Source organism: Streptomyces sp. NPDC028289 (assembly GCF_055565975.1).
Genome location: NZ_JBVHTI010000018.1, coordinates 28,402 through 49,525 on the forward strand (window position 1 = coordinate 28,402; position 21,124 = coordinate 49,525).

17 protein-coding genes are annotated in these 21,124 nt (G+C 70.3%); 14 read left to right on the top strand and 3 right to left on the bottom strand.

Translation table 11 applies throughout. The annotated features are described in order from the left end of the window. Nucleotides 1-105 precede the first annotated feature (105 nt). From ACZ4UV_RS50190 to ACZ4UV_RS50250, 13 genes are all read left to right on the top strand, one after another. The gene (locus tag ACZ4UV_RS50190; protein ID WP_451022547.1) at nt 106-1,107 is read left to right on the top strand and encodes a helix-turn-helix domain-containing protein; all 1,002 of its coding nucleotides are present in this window, start codon (nt 106-108) and stop codon (nt 1,105-1,107) included. 630 nt (nt 1,108-1,737) lie between these two features. Next, entirely contained in the window at nt 1,738-2,802 is a 1,065-nt protein-coding gene (locus ACZ4UV_RS50195; RefSeq protein ID WP_451019157.1) for a sugar ABC transporter substrate-binding protein, read from the top strand. A 47-nt stretch (nt 2,803-2,849) separates the two neighbouring features. Further along, nucleotides 2,850-4,415: a sugar ABC transporter ATP-binding protein gene (locus ACZ4UV_RS50200; RefSeq protein ID WP_451019158.1), complete on the top strand. Its 1,566-nt coding sequence runs from the start codon at nt 2,850-2,852 to the stop codon at nt 4,413-4,415. Next, nucleotides 4,408-5,448, top strand: coding sequence for an ABC transporter permease (locus tag ACZ4UV_RS50205; protein ID WP_451019159.1), 1,041 nt, complete (start codon nt 4,408-4,410; stop codon nt 5,446-5,448). The genes ACZ4UV_RS50200 and ACZ4UV_RS50205 overlap by 8 nt, the downstream gene beginning before the upstream one ends. A gap of 92 nt (nt 5,449-5,540) precedes the next feature. Continuing rightward, nucleotides 5,541-6,866, top strand: coding sequence for an L-fuconate dehydratase (locus tag ACZ4UV_RS50210; RefSeq protein ID WP_451019160.1), 1,326 nt, complete (start codon nt 5,541-5,543; stop codon nt 6,864-6,866). Further along, entirely contained in the window at nt 6,859-7,746 is an 888-nt protein-coding gene (locus ACZ4UV_RS50215; RefSeq protein WP_451019161.1) for an amidohydrolase family protein, read from the top strand. The genes ACZ4UV_RS50210 and ACZ4UV_RS50215 overlap by 8 nt, the downstream gene beginning before the upstream one ends. Before the next feature lie 12 nt (nt 7,747-7,758). Continuing rightward, complete coding sequence (locus ACZ4UV_RS50220) at nt 7,759-8,196, top strand: RbsD/FucU domain-containing protein (RefSeq protein WP_451019162.1); 438 nt, start codon at nt 7,759-7,761, stop codon at nt 8,194-8,196. Then, on the top strand, nt 8,193-9,236 hold the full coding sequence (locus ACZ4UV_RS50225; protein ID WP_451019163.1) for a zinc-dependent alcohol dehydrogenase: 1,044 nt from the start codon (nt 8,193-8,195) through the stop codon (nt 9,234-9,236). The genes ACZ4UV_RS50220 and ACZ4UV_RS50225 overlap by 4 nt, the downstream gene beginning before the upstream one ends. Then, complete coding sequence (locus tag ACZ4UV_RS50230; RefSeq protein ID WP_451019164.1) at nt 9,233-9,994, top strand: SDR family oxidoreductase; 762 nt, start codon at nt 9,233-9,235, stop codon at nt 9,992-9,994. The genes ACZ4UV_RS50225 and ACZ4UV_RS50230 overlap by 4 nt, the downstream gene beginning before the upstream one ends. After that, the gene (eda, locus tag ACZ4UV_RS50235) at nt 9,991-10,620 is read left to right on the top strand and encodes a bifunctional 4-hydroxy-2-oxoglutarate aldolase/2-dehydro-3-deoxy-phosphogluconate aldolase (RefSeq protein ID WP_467849299.1); all 630 of its coding nucleotides are present in this window, start codon (nt 9,991-9,993) and stop codon (nt 10,618-10,620) included. The genes ACZ4UV_RS50230 and eda overlap by 4 nt, the downstream gene beginning before the upstream one ends. After that, nucleotides 10,617-11,654, top strand: coding sequence for a PfkB family carbohydrate kinase (locus ACZ4UV_RS50240; RefSeq protein WP_451019166.1), 1,038 nt, complete (start codon nt 10,617-10,619; stop codon nt 11,652-11,654). Before eda ends, ACZ4UV_RS50240 begins: the two co-directional genes overlap by 4 nt. 22 nt (nt 11,655-11,676) lie before the next feature. Beyond that, the gene (locus ACZ4UV_RS50245; protein WP_467849308.1) at nt 11,677-12,687 is read left to right on the top strand and encodes an aldo/keto reductase; all 1,011 of its coding nucleotides are present in this window, start codon (nt 11,677-11,679) and stop codon (nt 12,685-12,687) included. Continuing rightward, nucleotides 12,678-13,397: a FadR/GntR family transcriptional regulator gene (locus ACZ4UV_RS50250; RefSeq protein ID WP_451019168.1), complete on the top strand. Its 720-nt coding sequence runs from the start codon at nt 12,678-12,680 to the stop codon at nt 13,395-13,397. The genes ACZ4UV_RS50245 and ACZ4UV_RS50250 overlap by 10 nt, the downstream gene beginning before the upstream one ends. Nucleotides 13,398-13,493: 96 nt before the next feature. Here the strand turns inward: ACZ4UV_RS50250 and ACZ4UV_RS50255 are convergent, their stop codons facing one another. Continuing rightward, on the bottom strand, nt 13,494-15,725 hold the full coding sequence (locus ACZ4UV_RS50255; protein WP_451019169.1) for an alpha-L-fucosidase: 2,232 nt from the start codon (nt 15,723-15,725) through the stop codon (nt 13,494-13,496). A 380-nt stretch (nt 15,726-16,105) separates the two neighbouring features. Here ACZ4UV_RS50255 and ACZ4UV_RS50260 point away from each other — a divergent pair, with 380 nt between their 5' ends. Continuing rightward, complete coding sequence (locus tag ACZ4UV_RS50260; RefSeq protein ID WP_093507491.1) at nt 16,106-16,807, top strand: FadR/GntR family transcriptional regulator; 702 nt, start codon at nt 16,106-16,108, stop codon at nt 16,805-16,807. A 52-nt stretch (nt 16,808-16,859) separates the two neighbouring features. Here the strand turns inward: ACZ4UV_RS50260 and ACZ4UV_RS50265 are convergent, their stop codons facing one another. Both ACZ4UV_RS50265 and ACZ4UV_RS50270 read right to left on the bottom strand, forming a co-directional pair. Next, a complete protein-coding gene (locus ACZ4UV_RS50265) occupies nt 16,860-17,303 on the bottom strand; it encodes an RICIN domain-containing protein (protein WP_467849325.1) in 444 nt (147 codons plus the stop codon). A gap of 622 nt (nt 17,304-17,925) precedes the next feature. After that, nucleotides 17,926-21,084 carry a DUF1349 domain-containing protein gene (locus ACZ4UV_RS50270; RefSeq protein WP_467849327.1) on the bottom strand — a complete coding sequence of 1,053 codons (3,159 nt, stop codon included), beginning with the start codon at nt 21,082-21,084 and terminating at the stop codon, nt 17,926-17,928. Nucleotides 21,085-21,124 lie beyond the last annotated feature (40 nt).

Here is a 21,124-nt window from a genome sequence, read left to right on the forward strand (position 1 = left end):
AAGCCCGGGCACCCGCCGTTTGCTTGCCCGGTGGTGGCTCGCGGTGCAAACTTCAACGGGCCGTTCCGCTTCTCGGGGCCGGCCGCGGCGAGGGAGGGGCACGGCATGCTGGAGGCGGCAGGTCTCACGGCGATCGAGGAGACGGTCTACCGGCTCCTGGTCGGGACCGCGACCGCGTCGGCCCAGGAGGTCGCCGACCGGACCGGGCTCCCGCTCGACTCCGCCGAGGCCGTGCTCACGGCCCTGCGCGGCAAGGGCCTCGCCAGCCCCACCGACCGCGATCCGCTGCACTACGCCGCCGTACCGCCCGACGTGGCGCTGCTGCCGCGGTTGCAGCGCAACGCCGACGCGCTCGACAAGGCCCGTACCGCCGTCACCGACCTCCTCGACAGCTACCGCAGTACGCGCCGCAGGCACGACCCCGGCCAGCTGATCGAGGTCATCACCGGAGCGGAGGCGCTGCGCCAGCACCTGCGGCAGATGCAGGACAACGCGCGCCACGAGATGCTCTGGTTCTGCAAGGCGCAGTATGTGGCGATGCCCTCGGGCAGCAACCGCGCCGAGTACGACGCCCTCGCCCGCGGGGTGCGCTACCGCGTCCTGTACGAGCAGGCCTTCTTCGACGACGAGGGCGCCGTCGACAACGTCGTGGAAGGTGTGCGCGCCGGTGAGGTGGCCCGGTCGGTCCCGCACCTGCCGCTGCGCCTGGCCGTGGCCGACCGCGCCATCGCCATCTGCCCGCTGGTCCCCGGTGGGCCCCAGGGCAGTCCCCATGTGGCGACGGCCGCGCTGGTGCGGGGCAGCAGCCTGCTGGAGGCGCTCATCTCGCTCTTCGAGCGCTACTGGGAGACCGCGGTCCCGCTGAACGTCAGCGCGTCCGGCGGGGTGGAGGGCAGCGACGGGGTCGTCGATGCCGACCCGCTGACCGAGACCGACCGCCGGCTGCTCTCGCTGCTCGTGGCGGGCGTCGCCGACAAGGCCATCGCAAGTCAGATGGGGCTGAGCAGGCGCACCGTGCAGCGCCACATCCAGCACATGATGACGCTCGCCGGCGCCGACACGCGGATGCAGCTCGCCTGGCAGGCCGCTCGCCGCGGCTGGCTCTGAGTCCCGCCGCTCCAGGCGAACTGACTGCTCGCCAGTCCTGGTGGGTTACCGTCCGGTGCGGGGGCGGCCGGGCGCGGCCGAGCCCGTACGGACCGGTCTCGGCGGCGGCCGGGCGGCGGGCCCGGGACCCCTGGCATCGGCCGGAGCTTTCCGCCCTCGTCGCGGACTCGGCCGGTCGGTGGGGCGCTTGAACCATATGAGCCGCGCGTCGTGCACTCGCGTTGGTGGAGTCCGCTCACGGCCCCGGCCGTGCGGGCACGAGCGGGAGCGGTCCGCCTGGCAGAAGTTCGCCGTCGCGATCGAAGGCCCTCACATGTGCCGGCCGAGTCCCGGGCCCACGGACGCGCTCTGACGGGGTCGCAGCCACGCACCGGCGCGGCCATCGAGCGATCCAGGCGCAAGAGACATCCCATCACAGGTTCACAACATTGATGGGATGGATCTGTTGTCGACATCCCATGACGCGGGCCTCCGGTCGCGCGTTCTGGCGGAATTCTCCAGCGCCTGCTTCCGACCTCTAGACAACCCCCTCGGACCCACCCTATAAACATCCCATCTCTCCAGTTGCGACACCCAACCGTCGCATCGGCGTAACAACTCCGCCTACGGGACCAGCGCGAGGAAGTACCCATGAGACTCAGAACCGCACTCGGCTCCACCGCGTCCGTCGTCTGTGCGCTGACGCTGCTCAGCGCGTGCAGCAGCGGCTCCGGCACCTCCGCCTCGTCGAGCGACAAGCCGCTCGTGGGCGTCGACTATCCACGGTCAGACACCGACTTCTGGAACTCCTACATCAAGTACACGCCCGACTCCGCGAAGCAGCTCGGCCTGTCCCTGAAGACCACGAACTCCCAGAACGACGTCGCCAAGCTCACCGCCAACGCGCAGACGTTCATCAGCCAGGGCGTCAAGGGCATCGCGATGGCGCCGCAGGACACCGCCGCCATCGCGCCGACCCTGGCCCAGCTGGAGGCGAAGAAGATCCCCGTCGTCACCGTCGACACCCGCCCCGACACCGGCAAGGTGTTCATGGTGGTGCGGGCCGACAACCGCGCCTACGGCGAGAAGGCCTGCCAGTTCCTCGGCACGAAGCTCGGCGGCAAGGGCAAGGTCGTCATGCTGGAGGGCGGCCTCGACTCGATCAACGGCCGTGACCGCACCGAGGCGTTCAACGACTGCATGAAGAAGAACTACCCCGGCATCAAGGTGTTCGGCGAGGCCACGAACTGGGACGGCGCGGTCGCCGCGCAGAAACTGCAGACGGACCTCACCGCCAACCCGGACATCAAGGGCGTCTACATGGAGTCCAGCTTCGGCCTGTCCGGCACGCTGCAGGTGCTCAAGCAGAAGGGCCTGCTGGTGGATCCGAAGGACAAGAAGCACGTCTTCATCGTGTCCAACGACGGCATCCCCGAGGAGCTCAAGGACATCGCCGCGGGCAAGATCGACGCCACCGTCTCCCAGCCCGCCGACCTGTACGCCAAGTACGCCCTGTACTACCTCAAGGCCGCGATCGACGGGAAGACGTTCAAGCCGGGCAAGACGGACCACGACAGCACGATCATCCAGGTCCGTGACGGTCTGCTGGAGGACCAGCTCTCCGCTCCCCTGGTCACCGCCGACGGCGGGACCTACGGCGGCGTTCCCAGCGTCAAGAGCGACGACACGTCGCTGTGGGGCAACCACCTCGGCTGACCTGCCCGGTCAGGGACCCAACGGCTATCCAGAACAAGGCGGTTGAGATGAGCGACGGGGAGCGTACTGTCACCCCCGCGCCCGCCCCGGCGGACGACGGGCGGGCCCCCGCGGCCCCGCCCGTCGTCGAGGCGACGGGCATAGTCAAACGATTCGGCCCGACGGTGGCCCTGAACGGCGCCCGGATCACCGTCCGGCCCGGCGAGACCCACGCACTCGTCGGCCGCAACGGAGCCGGCAAGTCGACCCTCGTGTCCGTGCTGACGGGCCTGCACGCCCCCGACGAGGGGACGGTCACCTTCGGCGGCGACCCCGCACCGCGGCTCAGTGACCGCGACGCCTGGCGCCGGCGCGTCGCCTGCGTCTACCAGAAGTCGACGATCATCCCCACGCTGACCGTCGCCGAGAACCTCTTCCTGAACCGGCACCACCACGGCCCCCACCGGCTCATCAGCTGGACCGGCGTACGCCGCCGGGCCCAGGAGCTGCTGTCGGCCTGGTCGGTGGACGTCGACCCGCAGTCACCGGCCGGCGACCTCAGCGTCGAGCAGCGGCAGTTCGTCGAGATCGCCCGGGCACTGTCCTTCGGGGCCCGGTTCATCATCCTCGACGAGCCCACCGCGCAGCTCGACGCGGCGGCGATCAACCGGCTCTTCGACCGCATCCGCGACCTGCAACGCCAGGGCGTGACCTTCCTGTTCATCAGTCATCACCTGCAGGAGGTCTACGAGATCTGCGACATGGTGACGGTGTTCCGCGACGCGGCGCACATCGTGACCGCGCCGGTCGCGGAACTGCCCCGCACCGAGCTGGTCGCCGCCATGACCGGTGAGGCCGCGGCGGACCGGCGCCAGGAGCGCACCGGCAGCCTGGACGAGAGCACCGTGCCCGCGCTGACCGTGCAGGGCCTGGGCAGCGACGACACCTACACCGACGTCACTTTCCGGGTGGGAGCCGGGGAGATCGTCGGCCTGGCGGGCGCCGCCGCCAGCGGACGTACGGAGGTCGCCGAGACCGTCGTAGGACTGCGGGCCGCGGCGACCGGGGAGCTGGAGATCGCCGGGCGCCGGCCCCGGCCGGGCAGCGTGCCCGCCGCGCTCGCGGCCGGCGCCGGGTTCGTGCCGCAGGACCGGCACCACCAGGGCTTCGTGCCGGACATGTCGATCGCCGACAACGCGACCCTGTCCGTGCCCAGGCGGCTCGGCAAGAACGGCTTCCTCAGCCGCGGACGGCGCGACCGGCTGGCCGAGGGCATGATCGAGAACCTGGCCATCAAGACCCCCGGACCGGAGCTGCCCGTCTCCGCCCTGTCCGGCGGCAACCAGCAGAAGGTCGTCATGGCGCGCGCCCTGGCCGACGACCCCCGGCTGCTGGTCCTGATCAACCCGACCGCCGGCGTGGACGTGCGCTCCAAGGAGTTCCTCCTCGGCAAGGTCGAGGAGACCGCCGAGTCCGGCACCGGCGTGCTCATCGCCTCCGACGAGCTGGACGACCTGCGCATGTGCGACCGGATCCTGGTGATGTTCCAGGGCCGGGTCACGACCGAGATAGCCCGCGGCTGGCACGACCACGACCTCGTGGCCGCGATGGAAGGAGTGGACCTCGATGCCTGAAACCGTCCTCGCGGACGCCACCGCCCAGTCCGTCGACCCCGGGCAGAAGCGCACCGCGCTGCTCGGCGGCCGGATCCCCCTGGCCCGGCTGCGCGATCTGGCGCTCGTTCCCGCGATCGTCGTCATCGCGATCGTGGGCCAGATCGTCAACCCGGTCTTCCTGCAGGCCGACAACCTCATCAACGTCCTGCAGACCATGTCCGAGATGGCCCTGCTGGTCCTCGCCCAGACGATGATCCTGATCGTCAAGAAGATGGACCTCTCGCTGGAGTCCACGATGGGCCTGGCGCCGGGCGTCGCGGCCTGGCTGGTCGTCCCGGCCGGGGCCGGACACGGACTCGGTCTGCTCCCGGGCGCCTGGGCGGTCCCCCTCACCCTCGCCGTGGGCGCGCTCGTGGGTGTGATCAACTCGCTGCTGATCATCCGCTTCGGCCTCAACGGCTTCATCGTCACGCTCGGCATGCTGATCGTGCTGCGCGGCATCCTCACCGGTATCTCCGGCGGGCAGACCTTCTTCCAGCTGCCGCAGTCGATGCTCTACACCGGCACCGCCGAATGGTTCGGCATGCCCGCCTCGATCTGGATCTGCCTGGCCCTGTTCGCCGTCGCGATCGTGGTACTCGGCTGGACCAGCTTCGGCCGCTCCCTGTACGCCATCGGCGGCAACGTCGACGCGGCGAAGGCGGCCGGCATCCGCACCGACCGGGTGCTGTGGATCGTCATCGTCACCGGCAGCGTGCTCGCCGCCCTCGCCGGGCTGATGCTCTCCGGACGCCTGGCCTCGGTCGCCTCCGCGCAGGGCAACGGCTACATCTTCACCGTCTTCGCCGCCGCCGTCATCGGGGGCATCAGCCTCAACGGCGGCAGGGGCACCATGTTCGGCGCGTTCTGCGGCATCCTGCTGCTCTTCATGATCCAGAACGTGCTGACGCTGGCCGGTGTCCCCGCCCAGTGGATCGGCGCCCTCAACGGCCTGATCATCCTGGTCGCCCTCGCCATCTCCCGTATCACCGGCGGCAAGGTCCAGGAGTGACCCGGGCGGCCCACCGGCCGCCCCGCCTCCACCGCGTTCACGTCTCGTCGCAGGGGAAACCGTCTCCCCTGCCCCTCACAGGAGTTGCCGCCATGTCCTCCCCCGTGCCCCCGTCAGCCCGCATCATCGCCCTGGACGTCCTGGACGTGCGGTTCCCGACCTCCGAACACCTCGACGGCTCGGACGCCATGAACCCCGAGCCCGACTACTCCGCCGCCTACGTGGTCCTGCGCACCGACGCGGGCGACGGGCTGGAGGGTCACGCCCTGGCCTTCACCACCGGGCGCGGCAACGACGCCCAGGCCGCCGCCATCGCCACCCTCGCCCCGCACGTGGTCGGCCTGTCCGTGGAACAGGTCTGCTCCGACCTCGGCGCCTTCTCCCGCTCCCTGGTCCACGACCCCCAACTGCGCTGGCTGGGGCCGGAGAAGGGCGCCATCCACATGGCGACCGGCGCGGTGGTCAACGCCGCCTGGGACCTGGCCGCCAAGCGGGCGGGCAAGCCCGTGTGGCGTCTGCTGGGCGAGATGTCGCCGGAGGAGCTGGTCGCGCAGGTCGACTTCCGCTGGCTGTCCGACGCCCTCACGCCCGAGGAGGCGCTGGAGATCCTGCGCCGGGCCGAACCCGGCCGTGAGCGGCGCATCGCCCGCCTCCTCGACCAGGGCTACCCCGCCTACACCACCACCCCCGGCTGGCTCGGCTACTCCGACGAGAAGCTGGCCCGCCTCGCCCGCGAGGCCGTCGCGGACGGCTTCACCCAGATCAAGCTGAAGGTGGGCGCCGACCTGCAGGACGACATACGGCGCCTGCGCACCGCCCGCGACACCGTCGGCCCGGACATCCGCATCGCCGTCGACGCCAACCAGCGATGGGACGTCCAGCCCGCCATCGACTGGATGCGGGCTCTGGCCCCCTACGACCCGTACTGGATCGAGGAGCCCACCTCCCCCGACGACATCCTCGGCCACGCCGCCGTCCGCAGGGCGCTGAGCCCCATCAAGGTCGCCACCGGCGAACACATCGCCAACCGTGTCGTGTTCAAGCAGTTGCTGCAGGCCGGCGCGGTCGACATCGTCCAGATCGACTCCGCCCGCGTCGGCGGCGTCAACGAGAACATCGCCATCCTGCTGCTGGCCGCGAAGTTCGGCGTGCCCGTCTGCCCGCACGCCGGCGGCGTCGGCCTGTGCGAGATGGTGCAGCACCTGTCGATGTTCGACTACGTCGCCGTCTCCGGCACCACCGAGGACCGGGTCATCGAGTACGTCGACCACCTGCACGAGCACTTCGTCGACCCGGTCCGCATCGTCGACGGCCACTACCTCGCGCCGACGCTGCCCGGACTGAGCGCACAGATGCACCCCGCCTCCCTCAAGGAGTACAGCTACCCCGACGGCCCGGTCTGGTCCGCCCGTGTCTGAACCGCTGCCCCTGGTCGACGCCCACCACCACGTGTGGGACCTGAACCGCCGGCCCCAGGCCTGGCTCGACGAACCGGGCCACGAGCCGATCCGCCGCAGCCACGGTATCGAGGACCTGCGACGGGCCGCCGACCGGCCCCTGGCGGGACGCCGGCTGACGAGCACGGTGGTCGTGCAGTGCGTCACCTCCGTGGCGGAGACGGCGGAGCTGCTCGACCTCGCCGCCCAGGACCCGCTGATCGGCGCGGTGGTCGGCTGGGCGGACCTGACCTCCCCCGCGGTCGGCGACGTACTCGACGAACTGCGCTCCGGGTCCGGGGGCGGGTATCTGCGGGCCCTGCGCCACCTGGTGCAGGGCGAGTCCGCCCCGGAGTGGCTGCAACAGCCGTCCGTCGAGCGGGGCCTGCGCGCCGTACAGCACCGGGGTCTCGGCTACGACGTGCTCATCCGCAGCCACCAGTTCGACCAGGCGATCCGCCTCGCCCAGCGCTTCCCGGACCTCCCGCTCGTGCTGGACCACGCGGGCAAACCGCCCATCGGACAGCCCGCGTTCTCCGACTGGGTGCGCAAGGTGCGCGTGCTGGCGGGCCACCCGCAGGTGCGGTGCAAGGTCTCCGGACTGATCACCGAGGCGGACCACCGCACCTGGACGATCGACGACATCCGCCCCGTCTGGGACGTCCTGCTGACCGCCTTCGGTCCCGAGCGGCTGATGTTCGGCTCCGACTGGCCCGTCTGCGTGCTCGCCGGAGGCTGGTCCCGCTGGGCGGCCACCGTCGAGCACCTGCTGGACGACTGCTCGCCGCACGAGAGGCACGCGGTGCTCTGCGAGACGGCGACCGCCTTCTACCGCCTGTCCGACCACGAGAACCAGAAGTAAGGAGAGGACTGCGTGCTGCTGACCGAACTGCTGCACCCCGGCATCCTCGAAGCACTGGCCGGAGCCGGGCACGGTGCCCGTGTCCTGCTCGCCGACGGCCACTACCCCGCCAGTACCGCCGTCGGCGAACGAGCCAGAACCGTCCACCTCAACCTGGCACCCGGCACTCTCGACGTCACCACCGTCCTGGACGTGCTGCTGCGCGCCCTGCCCGTGGAGTCGGCGCAGGTGATGGTGCCCCCCGAGGGCGAGCCGGAGCCGGCGGCCATCGCCGAGTATTGCTCCCGACTGGCGCCGGTGCCCGTCGACGCACTCGGCCGCTTCGCGTTCTACGACGCCGCCCGCTCCCCCGACCTGGCCCTCGCCGTCGTCACCGGCGACACCCGTACCTACGCCAACCTGCTGCTGACCATCGGCGTCCGCGCGGAAGGGACCCTGACCCCACGATGACCCTCGCCGTCCGATACACCTCGGCCCGCACCCTGGACACCGCGCCGGCCACCGCCTCCGAGCCCGGCCCCGGCGAAGTGGAACTCGCCCCCGCCTACGTCGGCATCTGCGGAACCGACCTGCACATCTTCCACGGCGACATGGATGCCCGGGTCGCCGCGCCCGCCGTACTGGGACACGAGATGGCGGGCAGGATCGTCCGCGTCGGGCCCGGCGTCGAGGGCTGGCGGCCCGGGGACGCGGTGACCGTGATGCCCCTGCGCTGGGACGGCACCTGCCCGGCCTGCCGCACCGGCCACCAGCACGTCTGCCAGCACCTGGACTTCATCGGCATCGACTCCCCCGGCGCCATGCAGCAGCGCTGGACGGTGCCCGCCTCCACCCTCATACGGCTGCCCGACACCCTGCCCCTGGACCAGGCCGCGCTCGTCGAACCGACCGCGGTCGCGGTGCACGACGTGGGGCGGGCGGCGGTGAAGAACGGCGAGAAGGTCGTCGTGGTCGGCGGCGGACCCGTCGGCATCCTCATCGCCCTGGTCGCCCGTGCCGCCGGCGCCGAGGTGCGTGTGGTCGAACTCAACGCCCACCGTCGGCTGCTCGCCGAGGAGTTGGGCCTGAGCGCCTGGGACCCGGCCGCCACCGACATCACCGAACTCGTCCAGCGGTGGACGGGCGAGGCGGGAGCGGACGTCGCCTTCGAGGTCTCCGGCGCGGCAGGCGGTGTGGACACCGCCGTCGACGTCCTCGGCGTGCGCGGCCGGCTGTGCCTGGTCGCCATCCACCCACGGCCCCGCGAGATCAACCTGCACCGCTTCTTCTGGCGTGAACTCACCCTCGTCGGGGCCCGGTTGTACGACCGCGGCGACTTCGAGCGGGCCGTCGCCCTGGTCGCCGACGGCACCATCCCCGCCCAGCGCCTGATCACCAAGATCGTGCCGCTGACCGAGGCGCCGGCCGCCTTCGAGGCGCTGGAGAGCGGCGGTGACGTGATGAAGATCCTCGTGGACTGCACCGACGACACCCGAGGAGCCGCCATATGAGCGCCTTCGACCTCACCGGGAAGCTCGCCGTCGTCACCGGCGCCCGCCGCGGCATCGGTCAGGCGATGGCCCGCGCCCTCGCTCAGGCCGGCGCCGACATCATCGGTGTCAGTGCCCACCTGGAGGAGTCCGGCAGCCAGGTGGAGAAGGAGGTGCTGGCCGCCGGGCGCTCGTTCGAGGCGATCCGCACCGACTTCGCCGACCCCGCCGCCGTACGCGCCCTGGGCGAGAACCTCGCCGGACGCGAACGCCCGGTGGACATCCTCATCAACAACGCGGGCACCATCCGCCGCACGCCGGCCGCCCAGCACAGCGACGCGGACTGGGAGTTGGTGCTGCAGGTCAACCTCACCGCGCAGTTCGCGCTCACCCGGGCCGTGGGCGCCACCATGGTGGCCCGGGGACACGGCAAGGTCGTCTTCACCGCCTCCCTGCTCAGCTACCAGGGCGGTATCACCGTTCCCGGCTACACCGCCGCCAAGCACGGCATCGCCGGACTGACCAAGGCGCTGGCCAACGAGTGGGCGCCGCACGGCGTCAACGTCAACGCCATCGCCCCCGGCTACATCGCCACCGACAACACCCATGCCCTCCAGGACGATCCGGCCCGCAGCAGGGCCATCCTGGAGCGCATCCCCGCCGGACGCTGGGGCACCGCCGACGACCTCGCCGGCGCCGCCGTCTTCCTCGCCTCCCCCGCCTCCGACTACGTCCACGGCACCACCCTGCCCGTCGACGGCGGATGGCTCGGCCGATGACCACCGGCCTGGCCTCCGTACTGGCGGGGTCTCGGCTCCTGCCCGTGCTCACCGTGGCGTCCGTCGCGAGTGCCGGCCCCCTGGCCGACGCACTCGCGGCGGGCGGCGCCCGCTGCGCGGAGGTCACCTTCCGCACACCGGACGCCGAGCGGGTCGTGAAGGCGATGGCGGCGCACGGCGCTCTGACCGTCGGAGCCGGCACCGTGGTCAACGCCGGGCAGGCGGAACGGGCCGTGGCGGCCGGGGCCCAGTTCCTCGTCTCGCCCGGTCTCGACGATGAAGTCATCGCCAAAGCAAGCGAGTTGGGAGTGCCGGTCGTGCCGGGCGTGGCGACGGCGAGCGAGTTGATGCGCGCGTTGAAGGCGGGCCTCGACACGGTCAAGCTGTTCCCCGCCGAACCGCTCGGCGGCACCGGCATGCTCCGCGCACTCGCGGCGCCGTTCCCGCAGGCGCGCTTCGTCCCGACCGGCGGCATCGGCCCCGGCCGGTTGCCCGCCTATCTCGCCCATCCGTCGGTCCTCGCCGTGGGCGGAAGCTGGATCGCCACTCCTGGCCACCTCGAGCGCGGGCAGTACGACGAGATCCGCCGGCTGACCGCCGAGGCGGTGGAGAGGACGGCACCGTGACCGACGTGATCGCCCTGGGCGAGGTCATGCTGCGCTTCGACCCCGGCGAGGGCAGAATCCGCACCGCCCGCACCTTCCAGGTGTGGGAGGGAGGCGGCGAGTACAACGTCGTACGCGGACTGCGCCGCTGCTTCGGCCTGCGCACCGCCGTCGTCACCGCCCTCGCCGACAACGCGGTCGGCCGGCTCGTGGAAGACCTGATCCTCCAGGGCGGCGTCGACACGTCGCACATCCGCTGGGTCGCCGCGGACGGCACGGGGCGCACGGCCCGCAACGGCCTGAACTTCGTCGAGCGGGGCTTCGGCATCCGCGGCGCGCTGGGCGTGAGCGACCGCGCGAACACGGCCGTCTCCCAGCTGCGCAGGGGGGACGTCGACTGGGACGCGGTGTTCTCGGCCGGAGTGCGCTGGTTCCACACCGGCGGCGTCTTCGCCGGGCTGTCCGACACCACCGCCGACGTCGCCGACGAGGCCATGGCGGCCGCCCGCCGCCACGGTGTCACCGTCTCCTACGACCCCAATTACCGGCCCAGCCTCTGGGACGGCCGGGGTGGCGCCGAACGCGCCCGCGAGACCGACCTGTGCCTGGCCCGGCATGCGGATGTCGTCGTGGGTGCCCTGGGACTCGCGGGCCCGCATCCGGGCGCCGTGCGGTTGACCGACGACGAGGTGCCCGAGGCGCTCGCCTCGGTCGCATCCCTGCTGCCGCAGGCGAGAGTGCTGGCGACGACTCTGCGCGCAGTGCCCTCGGCCGGGGTCAACGACTGGTCCTCGCTCGCCTGGTCACCCGAGACCGGTCTGGTCAGCGGCCCCCGCTTGCCCGGTCTGCACGTCCTGGACCGCATCGGCTCCGGCGACGGCTTCGCCGCGGGACTCGTCTACGGCCTGCTCACCGGTGCGGGCCTGGAGCGCGCCCTCGCCTACGGCACCGCGCACGGCGCCCTCACCATGACCACGCCCGGTGACGTCTCCATGGCCACCCTCGCCGAGGTCGAGGCGCTCCTCGCGGGCGCCACGGCACACGTCCGACGCTGAACCACCCCTCCCGGGAGCACCCTTGCACCGCCGTACGATCCCCACCACCGCCGTCCGGGTCACCGAGCTCGGCTTCGGCGCCTCCGTCATCGGCAACCTCTACCGCACCACCAGCGCCGAGGACGCGGCGGCCGCCGTCGACACCGCCTGGGACGCGGGCATCCGCTACTACGACACCGCTCCCCACTACGGCCTCGGCCTCTCCGAGCACCGCCTGGGCGCCGCCCTGCGCGACCGGCCACGCGAGCAGTACGTCATCTCCTCCAAGGTCGGCCGCCTCCTCGTCCCCAACGACCACCCGACAGGCGTCGACACCGAAGGTTTCGTCGTCCGCGACGACCTGCGCCGCCACTGGGACTTCAGCCCCGACGGCGTGCTTCGCTCCATCGAGGAGACGCTGGAGCGCACCGGCCTGGACCGCCTCGACATCGTCTACCTCCACGACCCCGACGACCACTGGCAACAAGCCGCCGACCAAGCCATGCCCACCCTCGCCGAACTGCGCGACCAGGGCGTCATCGGAGCCATCGGCGCCGGCATGAACCAGTCCGCCCTGCTCGCCCGCTTCCTGCGCGAGACCGCCGCCGACGTGGTGATGCTCGCCGGCCGCTACACCCTCCTCGACCAGTCGGCCCTGGACGACGTCCTGCCCGCCGCACAGGAACACGGCAAGGCCGTCGTCGCCGTGGGCGCCTTCAACTCCGGCCTGCTCGCCCAGGACCGGCCCGCCGAAGGCATGAAGTACGACTACCAGGCCGCCCCGCCCGCACTCGTCGACCGCGCCCGTGCCATCGCCGACGTCTGCCAGGCCCACGGCACCACCCTGCCCGCCGCCGCCATCGCCTTCCCCCTCACTCATCCCAGCGTCATCAACGTCACGCTCGGCATGCGCGACCCCGGACAGGTCCGGCGCAACGCGCGGCTGCACCAACAGTTCATCCCCAAGGAGCTCTGGCACGACCTGCGCGACCAAGGGCTCCTCCGCGCCGAGACCCCCTTCGCGCCCGACGAGCGGAGTCAACCGTGTCCCTGACCGACAAAGCGATCACCCAGATCCGCCAACTCATCGCCTCCGGGGTTCTGCCTCCGGGCGCGAAGCTTCCCCCCGAGCCCGAGCTGGCCGCCCAGCTCGGGCTCTCCCGCAACCTCGCACGCGAGGCGGTGAAGGCGCTGTCCGTGGCGCGCGTGCTGGAGATCAGACGGGGCGACGGCACGTATGTCACCAGCCTGCAGCCGAGCCTGCTGCTCGAGGGCCTCGGTGGCGCGGTGGAATTGCTCCAGGGCGATCCCGGTGCAGTACTGGACCTCATGGAGGTGCGGCGTCTGCTCGAGCCCGCCGCCACCGCCCTGGCCGTCGCCCGGCTTTCGGACGAAAGACTGGCGGAGGTGAAGCGGCATCTGGACGCCATGCGCGAGGCGCGCGACGACGTCGAGCGTCTCAACGCGCACGATGTGGCGTTCCATCGCGCCATCGTGGACGTCACCGGCAACGAAACGCTGATCACCTTGCTGGAGGGCATCTCGGGCCGCACCCTGCGGGCCCGGATCTGGCGTGGTCTGGTGGACACCCGGGTGGCGGTCCGTACGCTGGCGGAACACGAGGCGATCTACGCTGCACTGGCCGCCCGTGACGCCGTGCTGTGCCATGCCGCGGCCCTGGTGCACGTCAACAACACCGAGCAGTGGCTGCGGGAGCACCTGAAGTCCACGGAGGCCTTGCCGGTGACGGGATCCCTCGAATGAGGCCGCGGCGTCCGCGCCGCCGCAACGGTGGGAGAGGGACTGCCCGGACGGTTCTCCGTCCGGGCAGTCCCTCTGTTCGCCGCCTTCACGCCCGTGTCACTGGGCGGTGAGAGTCCACAGCAGATTGGTGCTGCTGCCGTAGCCCCACTGCTTGGTGACGGAGCCGGAGGCCACGTTCCCGCCGCCGTCCAGGACGAGGCCGGTGGCCCGGTTGGCGATGGTGCACATGCCCTCGCCGCGGTGGGTGACCGTCCACTGCTGGTTGTTGCTGCCGTTCCACGCCGCTTGCTGGGCCGGGGAGCCGTTGGACGTGGCGCCCCAGCCGTCGGCGACCATGCCGTTGGTGCGGTTGACCAGCTTGTAGTAGCCGCCGCCGACCTCCACGAGCTGCCACTGGAGGTTGGGGCTGCCGTCCCAGGTGTACTGCTTGAGATTGGATCCCGACGCGACGTTTCCCCCGCTGTCCAGGGCCAGACCGTCGGTGACGTTGGTGATGCGGAAGTAGGCGGCCGGATTGAACTGCACCTTCAGGGACGTGATCTGGTCGTTCTGGCCGGTGACCCTGAGGTCGGGGTTGTCGGCGGTGAAGGTCCAGGAGGTGCCGGTGAAGTTGTCACCGCTGTAGGCGACGATCTGGTTCCCGGCCGCCGGCCTCAGGGAGGAGATGCTCTGGGCGTCGAGCCCGGCCAGCTGCAACTGCTCGGCCGTGTAGGTGCCGGGATCGAGCACCGCGTAGTTCGCGGAGTAGTTGACGTCCTGGTAGACCACGGCACCGACCGCCGGCCGCAGCGGGGGGATCTGGCCGGAGAAGCTGAGCTTGAGGACGTAGGCGCCCGCGGTGTACGGCGCCGAGGAGGGCAGCGTGACGGTCAGCCCGGAGGAGTCCTGCGTCGGCGCCGCCAGGTTGACGTACGTGCCGGCGGTCGAGTCCAGCAGCTTCACCGAGGTGAGCGAGGAGAGGCTGATGCGGTCAGAGCTCAGGGTCTTGATCTTCAGTGAACTGCCGGGCCAGCCCAGCACGGTGGCATACAGCACCGTGTTGCCCTTGCTGCGGGTGAAGCGGATGTCCTGTGCGGTGCCGACGAGCGGGGCGGTGAACGCGCCCCCTCCCATCCGGGTCGGGCCCTCGCCGTACTGCGTCCAGGCACGCGTCGCGTACATCGACTCCCCGAAGCGCTTCAGGTAGTCGCCGATGCCGAGCAGCACGTCCTTCTGACCCTGGGGGATCGTGCCGTCGGCCATCGGCGCGATGTTCAGCAGCATGTTTCCGTTCTTGCTGACCCGGTCGATGAGGGAATGCAGCATCTGCTGGGTGCTGTAGTAGCCGATGCCCTGCGTGTAGCACCAGCTGGAGCTGGAGATGCTGTCGTCGGTGAGCCAGTAGGGCGCGGTCAGGTCGGCCGGGCCGCCGCGCTCGTAGTCGAAGACCTCGCCGTGGCCGTTGAAGCCGTCCTTGTAGGTGGCGACGACCTCTTTGCCCCAGGAGTTGGCCTGGTTGTAGTAGTACGACAGGAAGTTCAGGCGCTGGGTCTCGTCGACCTTGTTCAGGTCGAAGTCCTCCCAGAGGATGTCCGGTTGGGCGCGGTCGATGACTTCCTTGAGCTTGTCGTACCAGAGCTGGTTCTCAGCGGTGGAGCCCAGCTGTCCGTAGAGCTTCTTCAGGCTGGGGTCGGTCTGGGCGGGCACGTGGTCGTAGTACCCGTTGAAGTTGTACGCGTGGTGCATCGCCACCAGCAGCTTCAGGTTCTTGGCCCGGATCGCCGTGGTGAACAGCTTCAGCAGGTCGAGCTTGGGGCCCTTGGCGACCGAGTTCCACTCGTTGACCTGCGAGTCCCACATGGAGAATCCGTCGTGGTGCTCCGCGACGGGTCCCGCGAACTTCGCCCCGGCGTCGACGAACAGCTGGGCCCACTCGTCGGGGTCGAAGTTCCCGCCGGCGGACTTGAGTTTGGGTGCGAACTGGGTGAAGTGGCCCGACTTGTCGTTCGCTCCGTTGATGAAGTTGTGGTACGGCCACACCGAGGGGTCGCCGTAGGTCGCGATGTGGTGCGTGTTGGCGTTGCTCCCGGCGATGTACATGTTGCGGGGGTACCACTCGCTGTCGTACGCGGGGACGCTGAAGACGCCCCAGTGGAAGTAGATGCCGAACTTGGCGTCCTGGAACCACTCCGGGGCGGGCGGGTGCTGGTTCACCGAACTCCATGCGGGTGTGTAGGTGCTCGGGGCGGCCTGCGCGGTGCCGGCGCCGAACACTCCCCCCGCGACGGCTGCGGCGGCCACGCAGGTGGCACCGGCCAGGAACTGACGTCTGTTGATCGAACTGGGCATGGGCCATCCCTGTGACGGACGAAGGCAGACGGGAGAGGTGGGACCGGCGCGACGGCCACCACCCGTTGCGCCGGCCGTTACGGAAGAAGGTCCGTCATGTGTCCTCGCCATGTCAACGGGTGTGCAGGGATGAAAACAGGCTTTCACTTGGTATTTTGTACCGATATAAGCCGCCTGCTGCCATTTATCCAACGGCAAACATACAATGTTTCGGGGCCGGAAAGGGCTTCACCGACGTGCCGCCACGCACCATGTGGCGGCGGCACTTACCGACGGCGGACCCTCGGTGGCCTCCCCGGTATGATCGGCGGCACACTCGACGCGCCGCCCCGGTCACTCGCGCACCGGACCACACCGCGCGCTCACGGAAGGAGCTCACGTTGTCCCTGACAGACAGGGCCATCGGGCAGATCCGTGAGCTCATCCGCTCCGGCGCACTGCCGCCGGGCGCGAAGCTGCCCCCTGAGCCGGAGCTCGCCGCGCAGCTGGGCCTCTCCCGCAACCTCGCCCGCGAGGCGGTCAAGGCACTGGCCGTGGCCCGGGTGCTTGAGGTACGGCGAGGCGACGGCACCTACGTGACCAGTCTCCAGCCCAGCCTGCTGCTGGAGGGACTCGGTGGCGCCGTGGAGCTCCTCCAGAGCGACACGGGCGCCCTGCTGGATCTCATGGAGGTCCGGCGGCTGCTCGAACCGCTCGCCACCGGACTGGCCGCCGCCAGGATCACCGATGACCAACTGGCCGAGGTCAAGGGCCACTTGGATGCGATGCGGGAGGCGAGCGACGACGTGGAGCGGCTCAACGTCCATGACGCGGCCTTCCACCGCTCGGTCGTGGCGGCCACCGGCAACGAGAGCCTGCTCACCCTGCTCGAGGGCATCTCGGGCCGTACCCTGGGCGCCCGGATCTGGCGGGGCCAGTTGGACGACCAGTCCGCCGGGCGGACTCTCGCCGAGCACGAGGCGATCTACAACGCCCTCCGCACCCGCGACGCCGCAGTGAGCCAGGCCGCGGCCCTGCTGCACGTCAGCAACACGGAGCACTGGCTTCGCGAGCACCTGCGATCGAACACCGCACAGGCATAGCGAACGGGGGCCGGTTCCCGGCCGGGCTCGGCGCCGTGCCTGGCTGCGCCCGTCAGTTCATCAGGCTCCAGTGCTGGTTCGCGCCGCCCGTGCAGGCCCACAGCCGTTCCTTCGTCCCGTTGCCGGTTGCCTGGCCGTTGGCGTCCAGGCACAGTCCCGACCGCACTGCTGTGATCGTGCCATCCGGATTGGCGTTCCCTTGCTGACCCGCCTGCCCGCTGCAGTCCCAGATCGCCGCCGGGCTGCCGCTGCCGGTGGACCGGCCGACACCCAGGCACTTGTTGCCGTATACGACCAGTTGCTTTCCGCCGGAGTAGGTCCACCGATGGTTGGAGCCGCCGTTGCAGTCCCACAGCTGTGCCTGTGTGCCGTTGGCGGTCGTGGAGTTGTCGATGTCGAGGCAGCGTCCCGACTGCTGACCGGTGATCTCCTGGTCGACGGTGGGTGGCGGAGGCGGCGACTGGTTCGAGCCCAACCGGGTGAGGAACTGCCACACCGCGGCAGAGGTCCAGGTGCGCCAACCATCACCGGTGGAACCGCCGACGGGGGCGGGGTCGTGGCCTGCTCCGTCGAAGGCGGCCCGGACGAGGGGATATCCGGACCTGCATCCGGAGTAGGTGGTGATGATGTGTGTCAGGCTTCCGTAGGCGGGTTCCGGCGAGTTCCGGCGGATTCTGCGGGGTTCGAGCCGTTTTTCGGAAGTGGATGCGGCCCGTGGGGACGTCGGGATCGAGGCCGATCGTCCCGGTCGTGAGGGCGCCGGCTGCCGCGGCCGACCGGGCTTGTGGTCGAAAGGCGGCCGGGGAGGGGGCGGTCACGGGAGTGTCCGTGTGGGCGTCGCCGCCCCGGCGTTTCGGCAGCCGGTGGTCGCACGCCGGTACGGCGGCGGGGACGCCCTCGATGAGGCGAGCGGCATCTGCGGAGTCTTTCCAGCCATGTGCTTCGCCGGCGATGTGGCCGTCAACGGTCTGCGCGCTCCGGGGATGGGTGGGGTGCCACCGTTGCCGCGGGCGTGGCGGTTGCGCTGCCGCGCGGAGTTCGGCGCGGACATGACGGATCTCCGGGTGGGGGTGCGGAAACCACACCCCCACCCGGAGACCGTGACCCGAACTGCTTCGTCAGCTCACGGAGAACTGGCTGAACTTCGCGGTGCCGGGCGCTGCGCCGTGAGCGTTGAAGAACACCCCCGCGTCCTCGGTGCTGTTGGCACCGGTCAGCGTCGCGGTGCCCACCGTGGTCCAGGTGGTGCCGTTGGCGGAGTAGGAGCCGGTGACCGAGTCGCCGTTCCTGACGAGGCGGAGCCAGACCGGGGCGATGGCGGTGCTGCCGGTCTTGGTGGTGTTGGAGTCGAGGTAGCCGTCACTGTCGGAGTCCGACGACAACGTGACGCCCTGGCCCGGCGTGGCGACGAGGACCAGGTATCCGGTGGAGGAGCCGGTGCCGGTGATGTCGTTGCGCAGCATCAGGCCGGCCTTGCCCCAGGCATTGGTGTTGTCCTGGCTGTCGACATGGACGGTGACGGTCGACGACGTGCCCGCCGCTCCCGGCTGGTAGGCCGCGGAGTAGTCGTCGTCGTGTAGCGCGCTCGTGGCCCATGTGTCGATGCCCGCGTTGGTCAGGGAGGTCACTCCCTGGCTCTGGCCCACCGCGGCCGGGATGGAGCCGTAGGCCTTGAAGGGCGAGGTGACGATCCGCAGGTTGCTGAAGGCCGCGCTGCCGACGGTGGTGCTGTGGGCGCTGTGGATGACACCGGCGTCCTGGGTGGCGGCCATGGACGGCAGGGTGACCGCCGAGCCGACCTGGGTGAAGGCGGATCCGTCGGTGGAGTAGTAGGCGGAGACCTGGATGGCGGTGCGGGTGAGCCGCACCCAGACCGGCGCCTTGACCATCGAGGACGTACACGACATCTGGTCGAGGTAGCCGTCCGCGGTGGAGTCCCACTGGAAGCACACGCCGTGGCTCGGGGTCGCCGTGGCGACCGCGTATCCCGGGGAAGAGCCGTTGCCGGTGAGGCTGTTGCGCAGGACGACGCCCGCCTTGGCCCAGCCGTTGGTGTTGTCGACGTTGTCGACCCGCGTGGTCACCGAGGTGCCGGCGACAGCGGAGTTCGCCAGGTAGGCGGTGCCGTAGGCGTCGTCGTGCTGTCCGCCCGCACCCCAGATGTCGGCTCCCGCGTCGGTGACGGTGAAGCGACCGCCGCTCTGGCCGGTCAGGGCGGGAGTGGAGGAATAGCCGCTGTACGGGGCCGTGACGGGGTCCGTGGTCAAGGGCCGGTACTGGGGCTGGATGCCCGCGTTGTCCATGACCGTGCGGGCGCCGGAGGGCCAGTTGCCGTCGGTGACGACCACCGTGCCGCTCACCACATCACCGCGGCCACCGTTGAAGATGTCGGTCGAGGGCGTGGTCGACCAGTTGTCCTGGAGGGTGAGGGCACCGGTGTTGTTGGTGGAGGTGCCGTTCTGGTGGGACCACCGGCCCACGTTACGGAAGACGTTGTTGGTGTCCGTGAAGTTCCTGGATCCCTCGTCGTGGTAGAAGCCGTAATAGTTGTTGTTGCTGTGGCAGTAGTTGCGTTCGAAGGTGCTGCCGGGCGACACCGACAGGGTGTACAGACAGCCGCCGTCGTTCATCTGCTGCATGACGTCGTGGATGTAGTTGTCGGTGATGTGGTTGTTCGCGGCGGTGGTGGGGGTCGAGTAGATGGGCTGGTAGTTGTACAGACCGCGGTTCACGTAGTCCTGGCTGCCGCCCGGGTCGTTGACGCCCCAGCCGTAACCGATGGTCAGCCCCGAGTAGGGCAGGTTGTACACCTCGTTGTGCGACACCGTGGCGCCGTTGACGTAGGTGGCCAGGATGGCCGACATGTCCCGGTAGTCGAGCGCCACGTCGTGAATGACGTTGTTGCTCAGGGTGATGTTCTTGTTGGTCATCCGGCTGTCACTGGGGTGATGCGCGTCCGCCTGGACCCCGCCGACGACGATGCCGCCGCCCGCGTCCTGGGTGAAGACGTTGCCGGTGGCGGTGACGGTGTCGGCACCGAGGCCGACCCCGGTGGCATGGGCGTTGGCGTCCTGGCCGATGCCGAGGCCCACCTGGCCGAGCTGGGTGAACCGGTCACCGGTGAAGGTGATGTGGTCGGCGGCCGAGACCTGGACGGCGGCCGGCATCTGGTCCCAGTGCGGACGGGTCGCCTCGAAGAGCGGGCAGCCGCCCTGGCAGGAGGTCAGCGCGTCGGACGGACGGTCCCAGGTACCGGTGAGGTACGCGCCGGTCTGCTGGCTGGCGTAGCCGTGAGTGCTGGGGCCCAGCCAGCTGGTGCCCGAGAACTGCAGACCCGAGAACGTGATGTGGGTGGCGGGAGAGGCATAGCTTCCCCCGACGTCGATGAGCGACTCAAGCTTCGGCACCTCGACGTCCGCGGTGGTCATGTTCTGCCCGGCGAGCGGCTTGTAGTACAGGGTGCCGGAGCTCGTGTCGAGGTACCACTCGCCGGCCGTGTCGAGGAGTTCGTAGGCGTTCTCGATGTAGAGCGGTGCCGACCGGAAGGGCTTGGTCAGGGTGTCGTAGCCGAAGGTGTTGTCGTCCCAGGACGGCTGATCCATGGTGATGGTGCCGTTGCTGATGCCGGACACCGGGGCGTAGCGGTCGGTGAAGGATCCGATGCCGTGGATCTCCGTGCGGCTCGAGGCGGCCAGGCTGTTGAGGTAGTTCAGCGAGGTGTTGGTGAAGGTGTAGCCGCTGGTGGTCGCGGTCAGGTCGGCGCGGTTGATCGAGGAGCGGGCCCTGGTCGCCAGGACGCCGTCGACGTACAGCTGCCGGGTGTCGAACCCGGTCCCGACGTTGGCCTGCCAGATGTTCTTCGCCGAGTCGTGCAGCGTCCAGCCCGTGGCCCGCCGCGCGCCGGTGATGACCGGGCGGGCGCCCAGCGCGGCCTTCCAGATCACCGAGTGGCCGCCGGTGCCGGAGTCCGCCGCGGTGAAGGTGAGGGGGTCCGTCAGCCGGTACGTCCCGTCGGCGACCTCCACGACGATGTCTCCCGTCATGGAGTTGTTCATGGCCCGGACGTTGATCTTGGCCTGGGTGAGGGAGCACGGCTGGCTGGTCGAGCAGGCGGTACCGGTGCCGCTGGGGGACACATAGAGCGTCGCGGAAGTGGCGGCGAACGCGGGCACGGCCTGGGCGACGACGGGCCCGGCAGAGGCGGTGAGGAGCGCGAGTGCGGCCAGACATGGTCTGAGCCGGTCACGCACTGCGGGGCGGAAGCGGGTTGGGCGCATCTGACACCTTCCGATTGTGCAAGAGGGCACGCGCAGGGCG